Raw genomic sequence first — 22409 nt, 5'->3', positions numbered from 1 at the left:
TTGTCCTCAGGGCTTGTCAAGAAACAACTTCCTGTTCTTGTCCGCATTTCGGCGGAAAAAACGGGAACCCTATTCTTTCTTTGACAAGCCCTAATTTTGTGTTGAAAGTTGAACCTGCTGCGCCACCCGACGGCCGATTTCCACCGCATAATTGGTGCCCCGATCCCAGGGGTAGACCTGGCTCATGCTGGCGAAGAAGAGGCCGGGGATGGGTGTTTGCAGCGGCGGGATCATGGCAGAATAGTTGACCGGCGGCACCGGCTGCGCGTAGGTGGCCTTGTGTACCCAGGCCTCGCGCACCCAGTCGGGCCGGAAGTCCGGGTTGATGCGCGCCAGCGCGGGCAAGAAAACCGCCAGCAGTTCCTGATCGCTCAGGCTGAAGTAGCGATGCGTGGGATCGAGGTAGTCGCCCAGGTAAATGATGTGATCGCCGCCGTAATGCGTCGTTTCGATGTAGTTGGTGTGCTCGACCAGCGCCAGGAAGGGGAAACCCTCGGCTTTCGGGATGTTCAGCCAGTAGGTGTCATGCATCAGGCTGTGCTTCAGCGCCAGGGTCATCACCACCGCGCCCATGCTCTTGAGCTGGCCTAGTTGACCCAGGTACGCCGCGGGCAGGTCAGGCGCCAGGGCTGCCATCTGGCTGGGACTGACCGTGGCAATCACCGCGTCGAAGGTGTCTTCGCCGCGGTCATGGCTGACGATCAGTGTCCGGTTGGCCGCCGGCCGCACGTTGGTGACGCGGCTATCGAGGTGGACGACCGCACCCTGGGCCGTGACCCTGGCGATCAGCGCATCTACAAAGGCCTGAAAGCCACCCTGGAAGTAGCCGAGGCGCGGGCTGCGTTTGACGATGCGCGCCCAGAACCAGGCCAGGTTGACTTCCTGGTAGTGATCGCCGAATTTGCCCTCCAACATCGGCCGCCACAGCATGTTGTAACCGCGCGGCCCCATCCAGCGGTCCAGCCAGGCGTGCGAGGTCGTCTGCTCGAAGGCGCGCCAGTTCTTGCCCACATAGCGCAGGTAGGCGAAGACAAAACCCATGCGGAACTTGTTGGGCCAGTCCAGGTGCGGAAAGGCCAGCAGGCGCAAGGGTGAGTCGAAGGCGTAGGGTTTGCCCTGGTACCACATCGAGGTGATGGGGCGGCGGAAGATGAGCAGGTCCTGGCAGCCAATCTCCTGGGTCAGGCGGATGATGTCGCTGTCGGAGGTGAACAGGTGGTGGTAGAAGCGTTCCAGCGGCCATTGCCAGGTGTCGGCCTTGAAGCCAGAAGCGAGACCACCGGCCACCGGTGCGCCCTCGAAGATCGTCACCGCGCAGCCCTGGCGCGTCAAGTCATACGCGGCCGCCAGTCCGGCGATGCCGGCGCCGATGATACCCACACGTTTTGTGCCAGAGAATTCGTTCATATCGCTCCTCAGACTTTGGAAGTCTAAGATTCAGATGCCACTTGCGCCTGGTCGTTACGCGGCCAGCTTGTCCGCCTCGCCGTCATCAGCAAACGATTCGGTGAACACGCGGCGACGGCCGCTCAGGTAATCGTCAATGTCAACCTGTGCGCGCTGATACTCCTTGAGGAGCTGACTGTCGCTGCCCTTATACTGGGTGATGGTTTGCACGGCGCACAACTGGCAACCGCGCATGAACTTGTAGCTGCCCGCGTAACACTTGAGGCAGCCGTCCAGGCGAATCATCAGCAGCGAAAGGCCAGGCTATCGGGATCCATCTCGGACAGGGGCGTGACGCGATCCACCAGGACGCGCCATTCATCCCCGCGCAGGTCGCGCAGATGGGGGATCAGCTTGGGTGGAAAAATGATCTCAGCTTTTGGAGCAATCATGGTGCCTCTCCGAATCGTTCTCAGCATTATGCGTCAGAATCGCTTGAGGGGTAAAGAGTATCGAAAAAACGGGCAAAAGTCAAATGATGACATCGCCCCTTTGCCGGGCGCCTTCGGCGTGAAAATCAGGCCGGTGCATACATCAAAAAAACCTTTGGAACCAGCCTGGCTCCAAAGGTTTTTGGTGCGTGATCGGGGGGTTGTGTTTCTAGTCGCGCCGTCCGGCGATGAGCTGATCCTGCAACTTCTGCAGTTCCTCCAGGCGACCGGCGGCCGCCAGCGCGGCCTGCTCGGCCCAGGTGCTTGGATCAGCGCGCAGGCTGTTGGCGGCCAGGATTTCCTTCATGCGCTCCAGCGGCGTCGCGGCGAGCTGCTTGAAGGTGGTAATGCCGGCCGCGCGGAACGCGGCGCCGATCTTCGGCCCGATGCCCTCGATCAGTTCCAGTTCATCCGACCTGGCCGCCATGGGCGTGGGTGCAACCGGCGTAGGCGCAGGCTCGCCCGCACGACGCGCGGCCACTTCGGCCTTGCGCGCCTCGATCTCCTCCGGCGTCATGCGCGGCCGCGTCACGTTCGGTGACAGCGCCGGCGCGGCGATGCTGGACGCCTGTTCCACCGGCGCAGCGATGCCGGGCGCCGGGGTTGGCGCAGGCTCGCCTGCGCGACGCGCGGCCACTTCGGCCTTGCGCGCCTCGATCTCTTCCGGCGTCATGCTCGCCGTCACGTTCGGTGACAGCGCCGGCGCGGCGATGCTGGACGCCTGTTCCACCGGCGCAGCGATGCTGGGCGCCGGGGTTGGCGCAGGCTCGCCCGCGCGACGCGCGGCCACTTCGGCCTTGCGCGCCTCGATCTCTTCTGGCGTCATCTTGGGGCGCGCGGTTGGCGCCACTGCAGCCTCAGCGCTAGCCTCGCCCCCGCGACGCGCGGCCACCTCGGCCTTGCGCGCCTCGATCTCTTCTGGCGTCATCTTGGGGCGCGCGGTTGGCGCCATTGCGGCGCTCGGTGTCGCTTCCGCAGCCGCAACCGGGGCAGCAGCCTTGGCCGCGGCGGCCCTGGCCCTCTCTTCGGCCTGCTTGCGCTTCGCCTCTTCTTCCGCGGCGCGCACCCGTTCTTCTTCCTGGTACTGCGCCGGCCACAGGCGCGCGTAATACTCGATCGGCACCGTCAGCGTCTCTTTGTCGTAGATTAGGCGCGGGTAGCGGTCGAAGGTAGCCAGTTCGTAGTCGTGATTCATCTTGATGGCGTCGAACGGGCAGAACTCGGCGCAAAAGCCGCAGCTCATGCAGATCGAAGCATCAATGTAGAACTCGGCCGGCCGCGTGACCGGCTTTCCCTTTTCGTCCTTGTCGCGTACGATCCAGATACACTGCGGTGGGCAGACCTTGGCGCAGATGCCACAGGCCGTGCAGCGGTCTTCACTCTTGGCTGTGTCCCACAGCAGCATTGGGATGAAGCGGAAACCCTCCGGAATGACGCGCTTTTCCTCCGGGTACTGGATCGTGAACAGCCCCTCTTCATTCCAGGGCTGGTCAATGAACTGCCGGTCGCCGTTCAGGCCGGCATAGCGGCTCGGAATCTTCTTGACGTCGTCGGTAAAGGTGTCAACCAGGTGCTTGAACGTGACACCCAGGCCCTTGAGAATTCCCGATCCAAACATAGCACCCCCAGCTCAGTCCAAAAATGGCTAAATCCACGGCTCAACGCGGCCGTTGGCTAGCGGTCGGTCTCGCCCAGCACGATGTCAATACTGCCGAGGACGATGACCGAGTCAGCGACCTTATAACCCACGCACATTGGCCCCAAGGCGTTGAGGCTGATGTAGCTTGGGGCGCGGATGCGATAGCGCCAGGGGTTGCCGGTGCCATCGCTCACCACGTAAAAGCCCAGCTCACCCTTTGGCCCTTCCACGCGACCGTAGGCTGTGCCTTCTGGCACGCGGATGCTGTATTGCTTCTTGCCGGCCTGAATCTCACCGGACTTGGGCATCTGTTGCAGCACCTGTTTGAGAATAAGCACCGATTGGCGCATCTCTTCGATACGCACCTGGTAGCGCGCGTAAACATCACAGCCATCGAAGCAGGCCACCTTGAAATCGAAGCGGTCGTAGATGGAGTACGGATCGGCTTTGCGCACATCGTAGGGAACACCAGAGGCACGCAAGACCGGCCCGGCCGTGCTGAGGGCCACCGCGTCCGCCGGCGACAGATAGCCAACGCCCTTGCAGCGCGCCACCAGGATCTCATTATGGGTCAGATAGTATTCCATCTCATCAATTTTGCGATCCAGGCGCTGATTGATGATCTTGCTGCACTCATCCAGCCAGCCAGCCGGCAGGTCGCGGGCTACGCCGCCGAAGCGCATATAGTTGCACATCATGCGCGAGCCTGACACAGCCTCGAACAGGTCAAGGATCAGCTCACGTTCGCGAATGGCGTACAACGCCGGGGTGAAGAAGGCGCCCAGGTCATTGAGCAAGAAGCCGATGGCCCACATGTGGTTGATGACTCGCGTCAGCTCGACCATGAGGATGCGCAGATAATTGGCATACTCGGTCGGCTGGAACTGCGCGCCCAGCAGCTTTTCCACCGTCAGCACATAGCCAAAGTTGTTCGACATGGACGAAATGTAGTCCAGGCGATCGGTGTAGGGAATGTTCTGGATGTAGGTGTTGCGCTCGCCGATCTTCTCGTGATTGCGGTGCAGGTAGCCCATCTCCGGCTCCAGCGCGGTGATGGTTTCGCCTTCCAGGGCCACGAGCATGCGAAAGACGCCATGAGTGCTCGGATGCTGCGGCCCCATGTTGACCACAATGCGCTCGGTCTTCATGTCGGCGCCGTGACCATTTTGTCCAGCCGCGCCGCTGGTCACCGGTGCGCGGAACTGCGTGGCCGGCTGCAGCCACTCCTGCGGATCGAAGTCGCTCGCATAGGCCACATTGTGTGCCCAGGGCGTGCGTGTTTCTGCCCAGGTGTGATGGCCATCGGGATGGCGACTCTTGAACGGCTTCTTGTCGTCCTCGAAATAGGCCTCTTTCCAATCCTTGCGCATGGGGTGGCCGTCGAAGCCCTCCCACAACAAGATACGGCGCAAGTTGGGGTGGCCGGGAAAGCGGATGCCGTACAAGTCCCAGATTTCCCGCTCCTGCAGGTCAGTGCCCGGCCAAACCGAGATCACCGACGGCACAGAGGGATCGCTGGCCGGTGCGCGCACGTGCATCGTCACCGGACCGCCGCCCTGCTTGGTGGAGAAGACATGGTACACCACCTCGAAACGGTCGGCTTCGGTGCGGCCCTTGTAGCCCAGGTAGTCTACCCCGGTGACATTGGACAGGTAATCATAACCCGCTTTGTCGCGCAGGTAGGTGGAAAATTCGATCAGTTTTTCACGCGCAACGACCAAATCCCCATTGGGCAACGTTGCGGTCACCGCGCCAGGGACGGCATTGGTCAGGTCGGCGCTGTCAATCGTTCGTGCTTCAGCCATTGATCTTTCATCCTTCTCCGCACGCGCCGGTCATCGTACAGCGGGCCAGCGCGACGGCTTGAGATCGTCCGTCTACTGCCCGCCTTCTTGTGCCTTGCGCGCCGCGGCCTCGCGACGTGCCTTTTCCATGCGGTCATTGATCTGCTCATCGCCCAGCACATTTTTGCCGGCCGCAGCCCAGCCCGCCTTGCGCTCCGCCAACTTCGCCTGACGAGCCGCCAGCTCTTCGGGGCTGATGGTGCGCGCCACCGCCTTGCCCGCGACCGCAGCCGCAACCGCGGCCCGCGGCGGGGCCGCTTTGACATCAGGCGCAATGGCGGTTAGCGCCGCGACGGGCGCGGCCGGCGCCCGCCTGGCCTGCAAGATCGCTGCAATCGTTTCGGCGTCCTCAGGGCGGAAAATGTCCGGCCCCAAAACCGGCACCAGTGGCATATAAGGCTCGGTCTTACGGTACCAGGGAACCTGGGTGATGGACTGATGCTGAATCTTGTCGAACAGCTTCATGAAGCCGTGCAGCAAGGCTTCGGGCGTGGGCGGGCAGCCCGGCACATACACGTCCACCGGCAGGTATTTATCAATGCCAGAGACAACGTTGTAGCCGTCTTTGAACGGACCACCGCCGGTGGCGCACGCCCCCATCGCAATGACGTAGCGCGGTTCGGCCATCTGATTGTAGATGCGCACGATCTGCGGCACCATCTTCTTGGTCACGGTGCCCGAAACGATCATCAAGTCGCTCTGACGGGGTGAAGGGCGCATCACTTCCATACCGAAGCGGGCCAAATCATAGCGTGCGGCGGCGGTACAGATCATTTCGATGGCACAACAGGCCAGGCCAAACATCAGCGGCCACATCGAAGAGGCACGAGACCAGTTGTAGAGCTTGTCGAGGGTAGTGATGAAGACATTCTGCTGTAGGTCTTGCGGGATTTCGACTGCGGTCGGACCTGACGATGGCATCACATTGCTTCCATTCATACCGGATCCTTTCATCTTGATGCGGATTGACGCGAGTTGACGCAGGTTGACGCAGGTTGACGCGGGCCTCGGCGCAGACCGGGCGACTGTAAGTCGCTGCAACGAGTACAAAGTCCACCTGCGTGGGCCAGGTCCCCGACATCCCGACATTAAAATGCGCCTTTGCGCTGCATGAATTTGTGAAAATTGTACCAGTCCGCTATCACTTTGTCAAACAATTTGGCGTCCACGTTGTGAGCTTGACTGACCGTGTGAATGAAGGTATCATGCGCTCATCACGCGATGCCTGGGATGGGGTGGCTGGTTTGCGCACAGATTCGACTGACCCGTTGACTCACGAGAGAACCGCGTCGCCCGATCGCCTGACGCGACTCTGGCGCCTGGCCGGATCGCGTCGCACCTTCCTCTTGTTGGTCATCCCCCTCATCCTGGGTCTGGCCGTTGCCTCCGCCCTGCCCCAATTGCCCCAACAACTGACCACCGCGTCGGCGCCAAGAGTCGTCACACCAGACACGCCTGCCTACCAACGCGCTCTGCAGCAACTCGCGGCGCCCTATGGGGTGTGGGGATCGGTCTGGCTGGCGCTTGGCCTCTTCACCATCGGGCAGGCCACCTGGCTACGCCTCGTGCTGGCCGCCCTTGCCATCCACAACCTGGTACGCCTGGCCGATCAATACCTGCTCTGGATCAACCTGCGACACCCCACCGCAGATTCGCCCCTGCCCCCCAGCGGCCTCGTCATCACCGAGGTGCGTGTGCCCGCCGCGCCCGCGACCGCGGCAGATTGCTTGATGGCCGAGCTGCGCTCGCGCTTTCGCCTCGTGGTCAGCGGAGCCTCGGCCGCCGACGGCGCTGAGCCTGGCGCAAGCCAACGCATCATCATCCACGCCACGCGCGGCGCCTGGGGCGCCATCGGCAACATCCTCAGCTATCTCGGCCCCCTCCTGGTCATGCTGGCGTTGTTCGTCAGCGAACAGGGCGGCTGGCGCGAGCAGGGAATCAACCTGGCGCCCGGCCAAACCTGGCAACTGCGCGCCCGTCCCGGCATCACCCTCGAAGCCAGCGACATCGGCAGCACATCTCACCTCACCGTCACCGTCGGCGGCCAGGCGGACGCGGTCAGCCTGGGGCCGGAGGCCGCGGCCGCGCCGCGTGGGCTGCGCTTGCTTAGCACAGGCAGCGGCCCCGCGCTGCAAGTCACCGTGACCGATAGCAATGGCCGGCCGCTCTCCCTACGACCGCTGACCAGCGGCAACCAGGCTACGCAGCAAACGCTGATCTTCGATCGGGCGCAGATCGAACAGAGCCTGGCTTTGCCCTTGCGCAGCCAGGTTCTGCGCCTGGTCTACTACGCCAGCTTGCCTGAGCAAGGCTATGCCGGCCCGGTTTTCCTGGCACAGGCCCTGACGTTGGGCAGCGAGACCCCCGTCTTCAGCACCTTCCTGCAGGAGCACGCCCAGACGGCCGTCACCGACCCCACCACCCAGGACACCTTCCATTTTACGGCCACGCGCTACGTTCAGCTCGCCGCCATTTTCGACCCCGGCCTGCCGCTGGCCCTCATCGGCGGCCTGTTGACCTTCATGGGCCTGCTGCTGGCGCAAAGTCAACCGCCTGCCCGCGCCTGGGCCTGGCTCAATGGTCAGGCTGACGAAACCGCCGCGACCCTGGCCCTGCTCGGCAGCGGACCGTGGACGCGCGCCGAGTTGGCCGCCTTGCAGGACGCCCTGGCCGGCATGGTGGCTAGTGGCACGCCGTTGCACGCAGACACCGCGCCGCGCGCGGCGTCCGGGAGTGACTTCTGATGGGCGCCGTTACCTCGCTGGCCCAATGGGCCGTCTGGGCGCTGATCGCGCTCGCCGTGCTGGTTGGCAGCATCAGCCTGCTGCTCGAACTGTCAGCCGGCCGCCGCCCCTTCCTCGAAGGCTTGTCCGGCCCGGCTCGCCGCGCCTGGCGTCTCAGCAGCATCAGCCTGCTCGCCTTGACCGCCGCCCTGACGCTCAATTTCTGGCTGCACGCGCAGCGCACCGGCGGCTACTGGTCATGGGAACCGGTCATGATCTGGGCGCTCATTCTCTGGCTGCTCCTGCTCGCCTATCGCCGCAGCCGCTTCCAACTGGCGCTGACCCGCGGACAGCTCTCCGCGCTCAGCCTGATCACCCTGGCCTTCTTCCTCGTCGAAGCCGGCCTGCTCATCATCGCCCTAACCCGCTGAGTCACACCGGCCATGCCAACCACGCTGCCTGCACTTGCTCCATTCGCGCCGCCGCCTGGCCCCCTCCGGGAGGGCGGCCGCGTGCTGCGCCGGCCCGCGCCGCGCCGCCGCTGGATCGTCTGGCTGCTGGCGCTGCTCGTCAGCCTGCCCGCCTGCCTGCCGCTCCTGCAACCGGGCTTCTTTGCCTCTGACGACGGCCTTTTTCATCTCTACCGCGTGGCGGCCCTGGGTGATGCCATCGGTCAGGGCCTGCTCTACCCACGCTGGTTTGCCGAGTTCGGCTTCGGCTACGGCCAGCCCGTGCTGCACTTCTACAGCCCGCTCAGCTACTACCTGGCCGTACCCTTCCTGCCGTTCGGCGCCCTGACCGCCACCAAGATCGTCTTCGCCCTGGGATTCATCCTGCCGGCGCTGGCGATGTTCGCCTTTGCCCGCCGCTGGTGGGGCGACGCCGGCGGGCTGCTGGCCGCGGCCGTCTACACCTACTCCCCCTATCATCTGGCCGATGGCCTGCTGCGCGGCGCGCTGGCCGAACACCTGGCCTTCGTCTGGCCCCCGCTCATCTTCCTGACCCTGCTGCCCGGCGACGCCGCCGGCCGCACACCCCGCCGTGAGGCCTGGCGTTGGGCCGCTCATGCCCTGGCCTGGGCCGGACTCATCCTCACCCATCACCTGACCGCCCTACTGCTGGCGCCCATCTGGGCCGGCGCGGTGATCTGCCTGGGTGGAACATCTGCCCCCGGCCGCCGCATCCTCAGTGCCGCGACGGCTTTCAGCGCCGCCCTGGGCCTAACCGCCTTCTACTGGCTGCCGGTCATCGCGGAGGCCGGCGCGGTCAAGCTGGGCGCGGACCCCATCTCCACCGGCTACCGCCAACACCTGCTGCCCCTTCTGGTGGGACGATCCCTGACTTATGTCTACCGCCTGGCGGCCGACCAACCCTGGCAGCACGTCCTGGGCCTGCTCATGGCCCTCCTCCTGCTCCTGACCGTGGCCGCAGCCAGCGGCCGCGCCCTGCTCCGCCTGTTGCGCGCGGCCGAATGAATTCGGGGCGAAGGGGCGTTCCGCCGCAAGGTCGGCCTGCGCCGACCGATTTCGCGTCCACGCAGGTGGACGCCCGGCGGAACGCCCACCAGGCGCGATTTCAATCGCTCGATGGCGCCGCGTCGCCTGAACCTGCGCCGACCGATTTCGCGTCCACGCAGGTGGACGCCCGGCGGAACGCCCACCAGGCGCGATTTCAATCGCTCGATGGCGCCGCGTCGCCTGAACTCTCGTTTTCGCCGCGCGTCGCCCTCTTCATCTTTGCCGTCATCGCCTGCCTGCTGTCGCTGGTCATGCTGACCGCGCCCTCGCTGCCCCTGTGGCAGTTGGCCGAACCGCTGCTGGCCCGCCTGCAATACCCCTGGCGCTGGCTCAGCATGACCGCGTTCACCAGCGCGCTGGTGCTGGGCGCCCTGCCCTGGCTCAGCGGCGGCCGATTGCGCTGGCAGGCCGCGTTGGCCTTGCCGATCGTCATCCTGCTCCTGTGGACCAGCCTGGCCGATCTCCCCTACCGCGTGCTGCCGCGCAGTCCGGATGAGGTGACGCCAGAACAGATGTGGGCCGAAGATGCCGCCAACGGCCAGGTGGGCGCCACCTGGACCGGCGAGTTTCTGCCCGTGACGGTGACAGAACAGCGCTGGGCATTGGGCCGGCCGCCCGCGCAACCGCAGGCTGGCCCTGCGCCCGCGGCCATCCCGGACATCGTGTTGCTGGCACGCGGCCCCTTGACCTACCGCCTGCTGCTGGACAGCCCGCAGGCGCAGACGATCCGCCTGCACGCCTTTTACTTCCCCGGTTGGCAGGTGCGCGTGGACGGTCAACGCGTGCCGACCGGCGCCAGCGGCGAGCTGGGCTTGGTGACAGCGCAGATTCCGGCCGGGCGGCATATGGTGGAAATGGCCTTCGAAGCGACCCTGCCGCGCCAGGTGGCCGGCGTGCTGACCGCCCTGACCTGGTGGGGCGGCCTGCTCTGGCTGCTGCTGGCCGGAGGGCTGTCATTGGCGGACCGCCGCGGTCTGCTGATCGTGGCGGCCCTGACCCTGGCCCCGCTGCTGGCGCTGGTTCAATTCACGGCCGCATGGCAGCCGCAGCGCCTGTCCAGCGCGGTGAGCGATCAGGCGCTCCTCATCGGCGCAGATCTGCCCGGGCAGGCGCGGCCCGGCGAGCGCGTGGCCGTCACGCTCTACTGGTTCAACCTGCGCGACACCGATCAGAACTACCAGGTGTTCGTTCACCTGCTCGACGCGGGCGGCGCGGTGCGCGCTCAGCAGGACGGCGCGCCGGTTGGCGGCTTCACCCCGACCACCCGCTGGCACCCGAACGAACTGATCCTCGACCGCCATCTCATCACCCTGCCGGCCGACCTACCGCCCGGCGTCTACGAACTGCGCGCCGGGATGTATCAACCGCAGCCGCTGCGCAACCTGCCGGTGACGCCGCCTGTGCCCGATCAGCGCATTCCCCTGGGAAGCATCACGGTGCGTTGATGCCGACCGCCCAGCCGCGTCCACCCTGGCGCTCACCGCTCCGGCTTCTGCTCGCCGTTCACCTGGCGCTGGCGACCCTCTTCAGCTTGATCGTGCCGCTGGGTGAAGCGCCCGACGAGGCCGATCATTACGCCTACGTCGTCTTCATCGGCACACAGGGCCGGCTACCGGTGGGGCCAGCGATCACCCAGGGCAAACATCCGCCGCTCTACCACGGCCTGGGCGCGGCGCTGACCGCGTGGACCGGCCTCGATTTCGATTTTCTGCGCGCCAACCCAGACGCCCAGCATGGCCCGGATGCCATCTACCCGAACCATTTCATCCATACCCGCCTGGAAGACTTCCCCTGGCAGGGCGGCAGCCTCGCCATGCACCTCCTGCGTTTCTTCTCCGCGCTGCTCAGCACCGTCACCGTCTGGGGCGTCTTTGCCCTGGCGCGCACCCTGGCGCCCGGTCGGCCCGCATTGGCGCTGGCCGCGGCCGGCTTCGTCGGCTTCCTGCCCGGCTTCCTCTTCAGCAGCGGCGCGGTCAGCAACGACAACCTAGCGGCCACGTTGGGAACCCTCAGCCTGCTGCTGGCGCTGCGCATCGCGGCCCGCGGTTGGACGCACCGCCGCGGGCTGGCGCTCGGCGTCCTGCTCGGCCTCGGTCTCCTGGCCAAGGTCAGCCTGCTGGCGTTGTGGCCGGTGGCCGCCCTGGCCGTCGTACTGGCAGGCCCGGGTTGGCGTTCGTGGACGGCCAGGCTGGCTGCGGCCAGCCTCAGCCTGGCGCCGGCCGTTCTGCTCGCCGCGCCCTGGCTGCTGCGCAACTGGTTCCTGTATCATGATCTCCTGGGCTGGCCGCTGGTGCGCGCCACGGTGGATGTGCGCCAGGGGCCGGTTGATTTCTCCGTGCTGGTCTGGCTGGCAAGCGGCCTCTTCAAGACCTTCTGGGGCAAATTTGGCGCGGCCGGGCAGATCGAATATCCGGCTTGGGTTTACGCCCTGCTCCTGCTGCCCAGCCTGGCCGCGCTGGCGGGGCTTGCGCTGTATGGATTCCGTAAGCCTGGGCAGTTGAACGATGATTTGTCGCAGACGACGCCGTCACGCCGGAGGCGTGACCTACGGCTCGAGCGGCGCGCGCAACCTGGGCAGTTACCGGGGAACGATGATTTGTTGCAGACGACGCCGTCACGCCGGAGGCGTGACCTACGGCGACCGCCCCGCGCCGCCGCGGCCGCGGCGAGGAGTTGTTGTCGCCCGCCCCCCCCCCCCCCCGGCGCGACCCCCGGTTCGAGCCACCTGCCTCCGTACCGCCGGATTCATCCGGCGCTGTCCGTCTGGCGGCGCTGCTGGCGTTGAGCGTGGTCCTGTCGCTCGCCACGTTGGTGCAGTACACCGGCCTGGCCCTGGGCACGGACCAGGCGCGGTTGCTGTGGCCGGTGATCGGTCCGCTCGCCATCGGCTTCGTGGCCGGCCTGCACGAACTGGCGCGGCGCTTCTGGCCGACCCGCCGGCCCTCCTGGATGCTCATCCCCGCGGCCACGTTTCTGCTGGCTCTGGCCGCGGCCCTGGGCTTGATCCGGCCCGCGTTTGGCCGGCCCGCCCTGGCCGCACTGCCGCCGGACGCGACGCCGATCCTCTTCGGCGCAGAGCTGGCGCTGCTCGAGGCGCAGGTGGACGATTCCCGCCACGCGCCCGGCCAGCCGGTGACCGTCACGCTGACCTGGCGAGCGCAATTGGCGCCAACGCAGGACTGGCGCGTCACCGTGGCGCTGCGCCATCCTGACGATGGCGCGCTGCTGGCCGAACACACCCACGCGCCCACCCACGGCCGCTGGCCCACCGACCGCTGGCGCGCCGGCGACGCGTTCCAGGAGATCATCATCCTCAACCCGCCGACCGAGGGCGTGCGGCCCAGCCGCTACCTGCTGATGGTGCAGGTGCGCGCGTTCGGCGCGGGGGATGACGCCTGGCTGCCCGTAGCCGGCCGCGGCCAGGGCGGCGTGCAGGCGCAGATCGGGCCGGGCGTCCCCATCGCGCCGACCGACCTGGGCGCAGCGCTCGACCGGGCTGCAGTCGCCGGGCTGCAGACGGGCGTGGCGGCCGCGTTCGACCAGGGCATGATCCTGACCGCGGCCGGCTTGCCCGACCAGATCACGCCGGGCCAACCGCTGACCGTGACCCTGGTCTGGGTTGCCCGCGCGGCGCAGCAGCTCAACCTGACCGCGTTCGTCCATCTGCTGGCCGCAGATGGCGCCATCCTCGCGCAGGACGATCATCAGCCGACCGGCGGTCGCTACCCCACCTCCCTCTGGCGGCCGGGCGAAGGCAGCCTGGAAACCTACATCCTGCACGTACCGGCCAATGCGCCAGTCGGGCCGCTCACCCTCATCACCGGCCTGTACCACGCGCCCAGCGGGCAGCGCCTGCCCGTACTCGATCAATCCGGCCAGGCCGCGGGCAATCATGTGGAGATCACCACGCTGACGATCGCACAGTGATCCCAACATCCTCATCCCAGTAGTTCCAAATGTAGCCTGGTTTTTACCACAGAGATCACAAAGAACGCAGAGAAGTTGCCGATTTGCGTCTGATCTGCCGTTTCTTTGTGTTCACCAACCCCCGCATGTGCTCTTTGTGGTTGAATGTGTGCTACATTTGGAGCTGCTGTCCTCATCCCACCTTGTCACCTGTCCACGCCTGTGGTAACATAGCCTTATCTCGTTGTGCGAGGCAGGTATGCGTTTGTTGTCGTTCATCAGGCGCCGACCACACATGGCGGCTCTGACATTATTTTCCTTTCTCACCCTGGCCCTGACCTATCCCCTGGTCACTCATTTGACCACGCATGTGCCGGGCAGCGCCACTTGGGCGTTCGATGAATACACCTTCCTCTGGAGCGCCTGGTGGTTCAAAACGGCTGCGCTGGATCTGCACAGCAGCCCGCTGCACACCAACCTGCTCTTCTATCCGCTTGGCCTGGATCTGATTCTCTACACCTACAACTTTTTTCATGCCGTGCTGGGCCTGCCCCTGCAACTGGCGGGCAACGTGCCCCTCGCCAGCAACCTGATGCTCTGGTTCGCCACGCTGACGAGCGGCTACGGCGCGTTTCTTCTAACTCGCTGGCTGCTGCGCTCGGCGGATCAACGCCCGCCCGCGCCACTCTTCCCCGCGCTGCTGGCCGGGCTGATCTACGCGTTTGGCGCCAACCGGGCCGTTTACCAGGCCCTCGGTCATTACAACATCGCCAGCGTGCAATGGCTGCCCTTTGCCCTGCTCTATTTTCTCAAGGCTGCGCAGGCCGACGGCCGCGCCGCCTGGCGCGCGGCCGTGCTGGCCGGCCTCTTCAGCGGCTTCCTCCTGCTCACCGACATGACCTTTGCCGTCTTCCTGGCGCTGGCGCTGCTGGTGCTGCTGCCCATGCAGCCCCGGCCAAACGCCGCGCCGCCTGCCCGCCGCCCGACCTGGGGACAGCAGTTGGCCCGATTGGCCCTCGCCGGCGCGGTGGCCGCGCTGGTCAGCGGCTATCTACTGCTGCCCACCGTGCGCGAGATGCTCGGCGGCCGCTACGGCCTGGAGGGCTGGGGCGATGCGCTCAAGCTCTCCAACGACCTGGCGAGCTTCGTCACGCCGGTGGCGCTGCATCCCCTGCTGGGGCAAAATTGGCCGCAGGCGCTGCGCGCGGCTGAAACCGGCAGCGCCCGTTTCAGCGATGTCAACACCGGCTTCGTGGGCATCGTGACCCTGGCGCTGGCGCTCGTGGCCGGCCTGACCGCCCGCTGGAGCAAGTCCGGCCTGGCAGCCTGGCAGGCGCTGGCCGGCTGGATCGGCCTGGCCCTGCTCAGCGCGCTGCTCTCGCTCGGCCCCCTGCTGCAAATCAACGGCCAATGGCGCTTCAACCTGGACAACCTGCTGCCGGAGGGCGTCACCTTTCCGCTGCCGTTTGCCCTGCTGCACTACCTGCCGTTCATCAACGCCAACCGCACGCCCAACCGCTTCAGCATCCCGCTGATGCTGGCGCTGGCGGTGCTGGCCGCGGTGGGCAGTCAACATCTGCGCACGCGGCTGGCGGGTTGGCGGCCCGGCCGGCCTCTGATCGCGGGGTTGAGCGGTGTGCTGGCCGCCGCGGTGCTCTTCGAGCATCTCGCCTGGCCCCTGCCGCTGACCGACACGCGGCCGCCGGCCGTCTACAGCCAACTGGCGCAGGAGCCGGGACCGTTCGCGGTGCTCTCCCTGCCGCTGGGCTGGCGCAACGGCTTTCGTGTCTTCGGCTCCGAAGATACACGCGTGCAGTGGTACCAACATCTCCACGGTCAGCCCATCATCGGCGGTAACGCGGTGCGCAATCCGCCCTTCAAGTTCGACTATTTCGAGCGCCTGCCGCTCTTCCAGGCGTTGACCGGCCTGGAGATGTATCGAACGCCCGCGCCCGCGCTCGATCAGGCTGCCCGCGATCAGGCCGCGGCGCTGATGAGCCTGCTCAACGTGCGTTACCTGGTGGTCAACCCGCCGGTGCCAGGACGCTATCCGTATGTGGACACCTGGCAGGCGACGCGGGACTATGCCCTGCAGGTGCTGCCGGTTGATCCGCAGCCCATTTTCGAGGCCGATGGCGTGCAGGTCTACCGGGTGCAGGCGCCGCCCCCGCCGCTGCCGTTCGAGCTCGATTTTGGCGGCCAGGACACCCTGCCCTACCGCGGCGACCACTGGGATGTGGATGAAGCCGATCTGGCCGGCGCCAGCGCGGTTTGGATGACCGGCCGCCAGACTGAGCTCTTCCTGCCGGTGCAGCCGCAGCCCGGTCAGAAGCTGCGGCTGACGCTGCGGGTCACGCCTTACAGCTACCCCGGCGGCCCTGGGCAAACGTTGGCGGTGGCTTGGAACGGCCGCGCCTTGGGCCAGCGCAGCCTGACGCCAGGTTGGCAGGAGCTGACGTTCGACGTGCCCGATGTCCAGGAGACGGGGGGCAGCGGCCCCAGCATCATCAGCCTGACCAGCGGCTGGACGCAGGCCCCGCGCAACGCGCAGCCGGAGAGCGCCCTGATCGGTGCGACTGGCGTGGCTGCGCCGGTCATCATCGAGGTGCATGCCTTCAGCGAAGCCTTCATTACCCTGATCGGGCCAGAGGGCGAGCGATTCGATGCCTCGGCCGGCCGCCGCGGCATCAACCTGGCGGTGCTGGATGAAAAGACGGGCGCGCTGCTGGACAAGCGCGGCTTCGACACCGCGGCCAACGACTTCGAGGCCGAGGCGCTGACCGCCTACCTGGCGCAGGTGCCGGCCGGGCGCGTGGTGGTGGTTGCCACGAAAGAAGATGCGACGCGGCACCTGACCGCGGCGGCACGCGCGGCCCTGGGGCGTCTGGGGCTGCCGGCCGATCTGGCGGCCGGCGCCAGTTTGGCCGCGGTCGGTGTGCAAGGCGCGGGGAATGGCGTCGGCGCCATAGCCTGGGCGCCCGGCGATGCCTATCTGAAGGTGGGCGGCGACGCCCGGCCGCTGGCCTTCGCCCTGGACTGGGTGCGCGTGCAGTGAGCGTTGTGACTCGATCCGGCGACCTGGCGCTTGCAAGCACGCGCTGGAGTCGCGGCAACCCAGGCAAGGCCCATCCCCGTGGGCTGCGCTTCAGGATGAAAATGCATCCGTGAGGATGAACCATGAGCATGGAAAAACTGGACGAGGCAACAACCAAGTCGGTGGATGGGCCGCCGGCGCAGCGCTGGCTGGCCCTGGCGCTGATGGTCGGCGGCTGGGCGTTGTACGGGGCCACGATGGCGCCGGGGCTGCTGTTCGGCGATTCCGGTGAGCTGCAATTTGCCCTGCCCATCGGCGGCCTGATCCACCCGACCGGCTACCCGTTGTTTGGCGCGCTGGGCTGGCTGTGGACGCAGGCAACGCCGTGGTGGCCCGAACCGGCCACGCGGGTCAACGCCTTTTCGGTGCTGTGGGGCGGTGTCGCGCTGGGCCTCTTCTTCCTGGTGACGCAGCACCTGCTCTTGCGCGTCCTCCCCACCCAGTCAACAGGCAGCCGGTGGCTGTGCGGCGTGTTTGCCACACTGCTGTTGGCGGTCTCCCCAACCTGGTGGTCGCAGGCGGTCATTGCCGAAGTTTACACCTTCAACGCGGTGCTGATGCTGGCCGTCCTCTATCTGGTGTTGCGTTGGGCGGCCGCCCAACGCGCCGATCAGGCCACGGCGGGGCGCTGGCTCAACGCCACTGGCGTCATGTTCGGCCTCAGCCTGACGCATCATCAGACCACGGTGCTGTTGGCCCCGGCCGTCATGCTCTTCATGCTGCGCGTGCAACCCGCCATTGCCCTGCTGCTGCGTCGCCTGACGATCCTGCTGCTCTGCGCCAGCCTGCCGTTGCTGCTCTATCTGACCATTCCCTGGCGTGCGCAGTTCACCCCCTACGCCCGCGTGGAATTGAGCAACGGCCATGCGCTGCAACTGTACGAATCGGGCCTCAGCGGCTTCATGCAATGGACCACCGGCGTGCGCTTTGCCGGCGCCTTGCGCACACCAGAGGCTGCGCTGGCGCAGTTGCCCCAGGCGCTAACTTGGGCCAGAGAGCAATTTGGCGCCGCGGGCCTGGCACTGGCGGCCCTGGGCGTGCTCCATCTGCTTCTGCACCAACGCCGCGGCATGTTGACCCTGACCGGCGCGGCCCTGCTGGGCCTGCTCGCCTTCAATCTCTTCTATGGCATCGGCGACATCGCCGTCCTGTACATCCCGGTCTACCTGGTGCTCGGCATCTGGCTGGCGATCGGCCTGGCCGCGCTGGTGCAAACGGGCGCGCGGCTGGCGCGCGGCCAGATCGGGCGACTGCCATTGATCGTGCCGGCCGTCCTGCTCGTGTGGCCTCTCGCGTGGCTGGTCTGGCGCTTTCCCCTGCTTGACCTGAGCCAGCAGAACAAGGCGGCGGTGTGGTGGGAGCAGATTCTCAGCCAACCAATCCCGGCCAATGCCATCCTGGTCAGCAACGACCGTGATGAAATGACGCCGCTCTGGTACTACCAGCTCGTGCGGGGCCAGCACCAAGACCTGACCGGCCTCTTCCCACAGATCATGCCCGGTTCGGGATTTAGCGATGTGGCCCGTGTCGTGGAGAGTGCCTTGAGTCTGGGCGACGGCCGGCCGGTGGTGTTGATCAAACCGATGCCGGGCCTGGATGTGAAGTTCGACCTGACCGCCACGGGGCAGGTGGTGCGCGTGAATGGGCCGGCGGTGACGCGCACCCCGGAGCGCCCGCTTGACCTGGGCCTGGGCGACGCGTTGCGCCTGATCGGCTATGGCGCCGATCCCAACAATCAATTGCGTCCGGGAGGCGCCCTGGTCGTCACGCTCTACTGGCAGCCGCAGCAAAAACTGGATGCCGACTTCACCGGCTTCGTGCAATTACTCGCTGCGTCCGGCGACAAGGTGGCGCAGGGCAATGATCATCCGGCCGGCGGCGCCTATTACCCCACCAGCCTGTGGCGGCCGGGCGAATTGCTGCGCGATGTCTTCACCGTCACCCTGCCATCTTCGCTGCAGCCTGGCGCCTACACCATACTGGCCGGCATGTACCGCACACACGAGGTCACCGGCGCAGTGCAAGAAATGGCGCCGCCCCTGACCCTGGGCAAGATCGGCATGTTACCCGATGTCGCCCGACCGGCCACGGACCCCGAACGGCCGCTGAACGTGGAACTGGGCGATCGCATCCTTCTGCTCGGCTATTCGCTGCGCCGCTCAGATACCGCGCTGGAGGTCATCCTGCAGTGGCATGCCACCCGTTACGTTGACACAGACTACACGGTGTTCGTTCATCTGCTCGACCGCCGTGGGAATATCGTGGCGCAACACGACGGCGAACCCGCGGAGGGGCTGGCTTCCACCTCTATCTGGGTGCCTGGGCAGGCGATCCGCGACGAACACCGCTTGCTGTTGCCGTCCGACATGGCGCCCGGCACCTACACCCTGGTGTGCGGCATGTACGATCAGACCACGCGTGAGCGCCTGATCATCACGGATGGGCCGGTGTCACAACAAGGAGAGAGCCTGTTTCTGCAAGAGGTCACCTTCCTGGCACGTCGAGAGTAGGGGCACGGCCTTGCGCCTGCCCGCTAATATACTGCCTCTGTATGATTTTCCTCATGGCAGGCAGCCGCGATGATGTTAAACTTGTGAACGATCGTGCTGATGGGTGCATCATCCACATAATTCGGTACTCACGATTCCCCCGGCCAATCAAAGGGAGAGGTGTATGAAGATTGTTGTTTGCGTCAAGCAGACGCCTGACACGGCGGAATTACCCAAGGTTGATTTGACGCGTGTCAAGTCAGGCGAGTTAGGCGTGACCATGGTTGTCAACCCCTGGGATGAGTTTGCCCTGGAAGAGGGTATCCGTCTGAGCGAGCGTTTCAGCGGTGATGTCACCGCGGTGAGCATCGGCCCGGAACAGGCGGTCGCCGCGCTGCGCACTGCGCTGGCGATGGGCGTTGCCAATGCGGTGCTCTTGTCCGACGAGGCATTCAAAGATGGCGATGCCTGGGCAACAGCCCGTGTCCTGGCAGCCGCGATCAAGAAGAATGGCGCGGCCGATGTGATCATCACCGGTAAACAGGCGGTGGATGGCAATAGCAGCCTGGTGTCGGTGGGGCTGTCGCGCCTGTTGGGCGCCAACTACCTCAGCGGCGTCACCAAGGTGGTTGACATCAGCGGTGGCAAAATCACCGTGGAGCGCAGCATGGAAGAGGGAAAAGAGACGACCACAGCCACGCTGCCCGCGGTGCTCTCCGTGGCCCGCGAGATCAACGAACCACGCTATCCCAGTTTCATGGGCATCCGCAAGGCCAACAAAGCCATCATTCCGTCCTGGACCGGGGGTGACTTGGGCCTGAGCGCGGGTCAGGTGGGCAAGGCCGGGTCGGTCATGGTTTGGGTTGACATGCGCAAGCCAGCGGCACGCGCAACCGAGTGCGTCATGATCAAGGCCGACACTGTGGAGCAGCAAGCCTCCATCCTGATGGATCGGCTGCTAGCCGACAAGGTACTCTAAAGGAAGGGGGACATCACTATGTCAGTCATGATTTGGGTCGAACAGTTCGAGGGCAGACCGACCAGCACCTCGTGGGAAGTTTTGGGCAAGGCGCGCGCCTTGGCCAGCGAATTGGGCGTCACAACCGGCGCCATTGTCCTGGGCAGCGGTGTGGATGCCGCGGCCGCGGCGGCTATCAGCTATGGGGCCGACACCGTTTACGTGTGCGATGACCCCAGCCTGAAATCGTTCCGTCTCAATCCGTACACCGAGGTGATCAAGAAGGTCATTGGCGAGGTCAAGCCGACCATCGTGCTCTTCCCGGCCAGTGGGCGCGGCCGCGACCTGAGCGGTGCAGTGGCCTGCGATCTGAACACAGGCGTTGCGGCCGACGTGCTCGATCTGGCGCTGCGTGACGGGCGCCTGCTGGCGACGCGGCCGATCTACTCCGGCAACATCATGGTGGATGTGGTCAGCAAAGCCGATCCGCAGATTGCCAGCGTGCGCAATCGCGCCTTCCCGGCGCCCGAAGCCAATCCGGGTCTGGTGGGCAAGGTAGTCAAGGTGGCGCCGGTGCTGGCCGAAGGACAGGCCGGGACCAGCGTGAACAGCTTCGAGGTGGTCGGCGGTGGCGAGATCAGCCTGGGCGATGCGCGCATCATCGTTTCCGGCGGTCGCGGCGTCAAGGGCGCCGAAGGTTTTGCGCCGATCAAGGCATTGGCCGATGCCCTGGGCGCTGCCCTGGGCGCCAGCCGCGCGGCCGTGGATGCGGGCTGGATTCCGTACAAGCACCAGGTTGGGCAAACCGGCAAGACCGTGCGCCCCGATCTGTATGTGGCCTGCGGTATTTCAGGCGCCATCCAGCACCTGGCCGGCATGGGGTCGTCCAAGGTCATCGTGGCGATCAACAAGGACGCCGAAGCGCCCATCTTTGGCATTGCCAACTACGGCATCGTCGGCGACCTGTTCACGATCGTGCCGGCACTGACCGCTGAGGCGAAGAAGCGTCTGGGTTAGTCCATTCTGCAGATCGCATCAGAAGAAAAGAGCCGGGTTTCTTTGGAAACCCGGCTCTCTCTATTACATGGTGTGGCGCAAGAAAACTAGCCGCCGATCGGCGTGGGCGGAATCTTACTGGTATTCCACGTCCGTTCGATCGTGCTCTCATCGCGCAGCTTGGTCAGGAATTCTTCGAACGCCTGATCCTTCTTGGCGCCGAGGGCGCTCTCATCCAGGGCGCGGGCGGGGTCCTTCTCCGTCACCATGATGATGTGATAGCCGAACTGCGACGTCACGATGTCGCTGAACTGGCCGACCTCGAGCTTGAAGGCCGCGTCCTCGAACTCGGCCACCATGCGCCCCCTGCCGAACCAGCCCAGGTCGCCGCCATTGGCGGCCGTGCTGTCGTCGGAGACCTCTTTCGCCACCGCGTCGAAGAGTTCACCGTTCTTGAGACGCGCCAGCGCGGCCTTGATCTTCTCATCGGCTGCCTTCTTCTCGTCATCGGTTGCGGTGTCCGCCACCGAAACCAGGATATGCCGCGCCTTGATCTGCTCTTCGGTCGTGGGCGCGTCCGCGGTCACCATCTCTTGCAGTTTGGTGCGCAACAGGCGACTCTCCGTCAGGGCGCGGAACTCGGCCTCGGTCACGCCAGAGGACTGCTTGATATTGTCCAACGTCTCTTTGTAGATACGCTGGTACTCAGTTTCGGTGTACGGGGTGGCGGTCGGTGCAGGCGTCACCGTGACGCTGACCACCTGGGTCCCCGTCACGCCGGCAGAGGTTGTCACCACCTGGGTCGAGGTGATCGTAGCTGGCGTCATGATCGGAGTCGGGGTCGCGTCTGGCTCGTAACCGAAGTTCTTCTGAACTTCCTTCTGCAGGTCAGCGGGGTCCACGCTCAGGCCGCGCTTGGCGGCTTCCTGACGAATCAGTGTCTCATCAATCATGTTGTCGAGCACACTCAGCGCCAACGTCTCCGGACTGCTCAACTGCTGCTCAAGCTGTTGAATCTGGGAGCCGAAGAAGTTGTTTGTTCCGCCTGGGTCGAGCTGTTCCTGAATCTGCTGGTATTGCGCCAGTTGATTCACGAGTAACGCCCGCTCATATTTGACGCGGGCCTGATAGCGGTCGGTCGTGATTTTTACGCCATTGGCGCTGGCCACGGGCGAATTGGGGATCAGGACTAACTGCTGCAGCAGCCCGGTCGCCAGCAGAATGACCACAAGGGCGCCGGTAATGCCAACGCCAAGCAGGACGCGGCGCTGTAGCTCACGCTCGCGCCGGTTGAGGGCCGTCTGTTTTTTGGTCGGTTCTTTGACCGAACGATCTCGCTTTGCCATGCAGCCTGGCGCTCCTGGTT

At 65.5% G+C, this 22409-nt stretch carries 16 protein-coding genes and 1 pseudogene; 10 read left to right on the top strand and 7 right to left on the bottom strand.

What is annotated here, in order from left to right; all coding sequences use genetic code 11:
- Positions 1 to 90: 90 nt before the first annotated feature.
- From IPM84_22475 to IPM84_22450, 6 genes and pseudogenes are all read right to left on the bottom strand, one after another.
- On the bottom strand, positions 91 to 1407 hold the full coding sequence (locus IPM84_22475) for an NAD(P)/FAD-dependent oxidoreductase (protein ID MBK9095467.1): 1317 nt from the start codon (positions 1405 to 1407) through the stop codon (positions 91 to 93).
- Positions 1408 to 1461: 54 nt separating this feature from the next.
- Positions 1462 to 1692: a hypothetical protein gene (locus IPM84_22470; protein ID MBK9095466.1), complete on the bottom strand. Its 231-nt coding sequence runs from the start codon at positions 1690 to 1692 to the stop codon at positions 1462 to 1464.
- Positions 1692 to 1838 carry a hypothetical protein gene (locus IPM84_22465; protein ID MBK9095465.1) on the bottom strand — a complete coding sequence of 49 codons (147 nt, stop codon included), beginning with the start codon at positions 1836 to 1838 and terminating at the stop codon, positions 1692 to 1694. Before IPM84_22465 ends, IPM84_22470 begins: the two co-directional genes overlap by 1 nt.
- A 208-nt stretch (positions 1839 to 2046) precedes the next feature.
- A complete protein-coding gene (locus IPM84_22460; protein ID MBK9095464.1) occupies positions 2047 to 3495 on the bottom strand; it encodes a 4Fe-4S binding protein in 1449 nt (482 codons plus the stop codon).
- A gap of 56 nt (positions 3496 to 3551) precedes the next feature.
- Complete coding sequence (locus IPM84_22455) at positions 3552 to 5321, bottom strand: NADH-quinone oxidoreductase subunit D (GenBank protein ID MBK9095463.1); 1770 nt, start codon at positions 5319 to 5321, stop codon at positions 3552 to 3554.
- 465 nt (positions 5322 to 5786) lie between these two features.
- Positions 5787 to 6281 (bottom strand): annotated as a pseudogene (locus IPM84_22450) (NADH-quinone oxidoreductase subunit B).
- A gap of 284 nt (positions 6282 to 6565) precedes the next feature.
- Between IPM84_22450 and IPM84_22445 the strand changes: the two are divergent.
- The 10 genes from IPM84_22445 to IPM84_22400 all read left to right on the top strand — a co-directional run bounded on the left by IPM84_22445 (position 6566) and on the right by IPM84_22400 (position 21064).
- A complete protein-coding gene (locus IPM84_22445) occupies positions 6566 to 8104 on the top strand; it encodes a cytochrome c biogenesis protein ResB (GenBank protein ID MBK9095462.1) in 1539 nt (512 codons plus the stop codon).
- Positions 8104 to 8514 (top strand): hypothetical protein, encoded by a 411-nt coding sequence (locus tag IPM84_22440; GenBank protein MBK9095461.1) that lies wholly within the window; start codon positions 8104 to 8106, stop codon positions 8512 to 8514. Before IPM84_22445 ends, IPM84_22440 begins: the two co-directional genes overlap by 1 nt.
- Positions 8515 to 8526: 12 nt before the next feature.
- Positions 8527 to 9558, top strand: coding sequence for a hypothetical protein (locus IPM84_22435; GenBank protein MBK9095460.1), 1032 nt, complete (start codon positions 8527 to 8529; stop codon positions 9556 to 9558).
- Positions 9555 to 11045 (top strand): hypothetical protein, encoded by a 1491-nt coding sequence (locus IPM84_22430; GenBank protein MBK9095459.1) that lies wholly within the window; start codon positions 9555 to 9557, stop codon positions 11043 to 11045. Before IPM84_22435 ends, IPM84_22430 begins: the two co-directional genes overlap by 4 nt.
- Entirely contained in the window at positions 11042 to 12385 is a 1344-nt protein-coding gene (locus IPM84_22425; GenBank protein MBK9095458.1) for a glycosyltransferase family 39 protein, read from the top strand. Before IPM84_22430 ends, IPM84_22425 begins: the two co-directional genes overlap by 4 nt.
- Before the next feature lie 2 nt (positions 12386 to 12387).
- A complete protein-coding gene (locus IPM84_22420; protein ID MBK9095457.1) occupies positions 12388 to 13527 on the top strand; it encodes a hypothetical protein in 1140 nt (379 codons plus the stop codon).
- Between the two features lie 274 nt (positions 13528 to 13801).
- Positions 13802 to 16561 carry a hypothetical protein gene (locus tag IPM84_22415; GenBank protein ID MBK9095456.1) on the top strand — a complete coding sequence of 920 codons (2760 nt, stop codon included), beginning with the start codon at positions 13802 to 13804 and terminating at the stop codon, positions 16559 to 16561.
- 122 nt (positions 16562 to 16683) lie between these two features.
- Entirely contained in the window at positions 16684 to 19110 is a 2427-nt protein-coding gene (locus IPM84_22410) for a DUF2723 domain-containing protein (GenBank protein ID MBK9095455.1), read from the top strand.
- Between the two features lie 163 nt (positions 19111 to 19273).
- On the top strand, positions 19274 to 20068 hold the full coding sequence (locus tag IPM84_22405; protein ID MBK9095454.1) for an electron transfer flavoprotein subunit beta/FixA family protein: 795 nt from the start codon (positions 19274 to 19276) through the stop codon (positions 20066 to 20068).
- Positions 20069 to 20086: 18 nt separating this feature from the next.
- Positions 20087 to 21064: an electron transfer flavoprotein subunit alpha/FixB family protein gene (locus IPM84_22400; GenBank protein MBK9095453.1), complete on the top strand. Its 978-nt coding sequence runs from the start codon at positions 20087 to 20089 to the stop codon at positions 21062 to 21064.
- A gap of 86 nt (positions 21065 to 21150) precedes the next feature.
- Here the strand turns inward: IPM84_22400 and IPM84_22395 are convergent, their stop codons facing one another.
- Positions 21151 to 22389: a peptidylprolyl isomerase gene (locus IPM84_22395; protein ID MBK9095452.1), complete on the bottom strand. Its 1239-nt coding sequence runs from the start codon at positions 22387 to 22389 to the stop codon at positions 21151 to 21153.
- Between the last annotated feature and the right edge of the window lie 20 nt (positions 22390 to 22409).

The organism is Candidatus Amarolinea dominans (assembly GCA_016719785.1).
GTDB lineage: Bacteria > Chloroflexota > Anaerolineae > SSC4 > Amarolineaceae > Amarolinea > Amarolinea dominans.
This window is presented reverse-complemented; position numbering and strand designations above follow the sequence as displayed.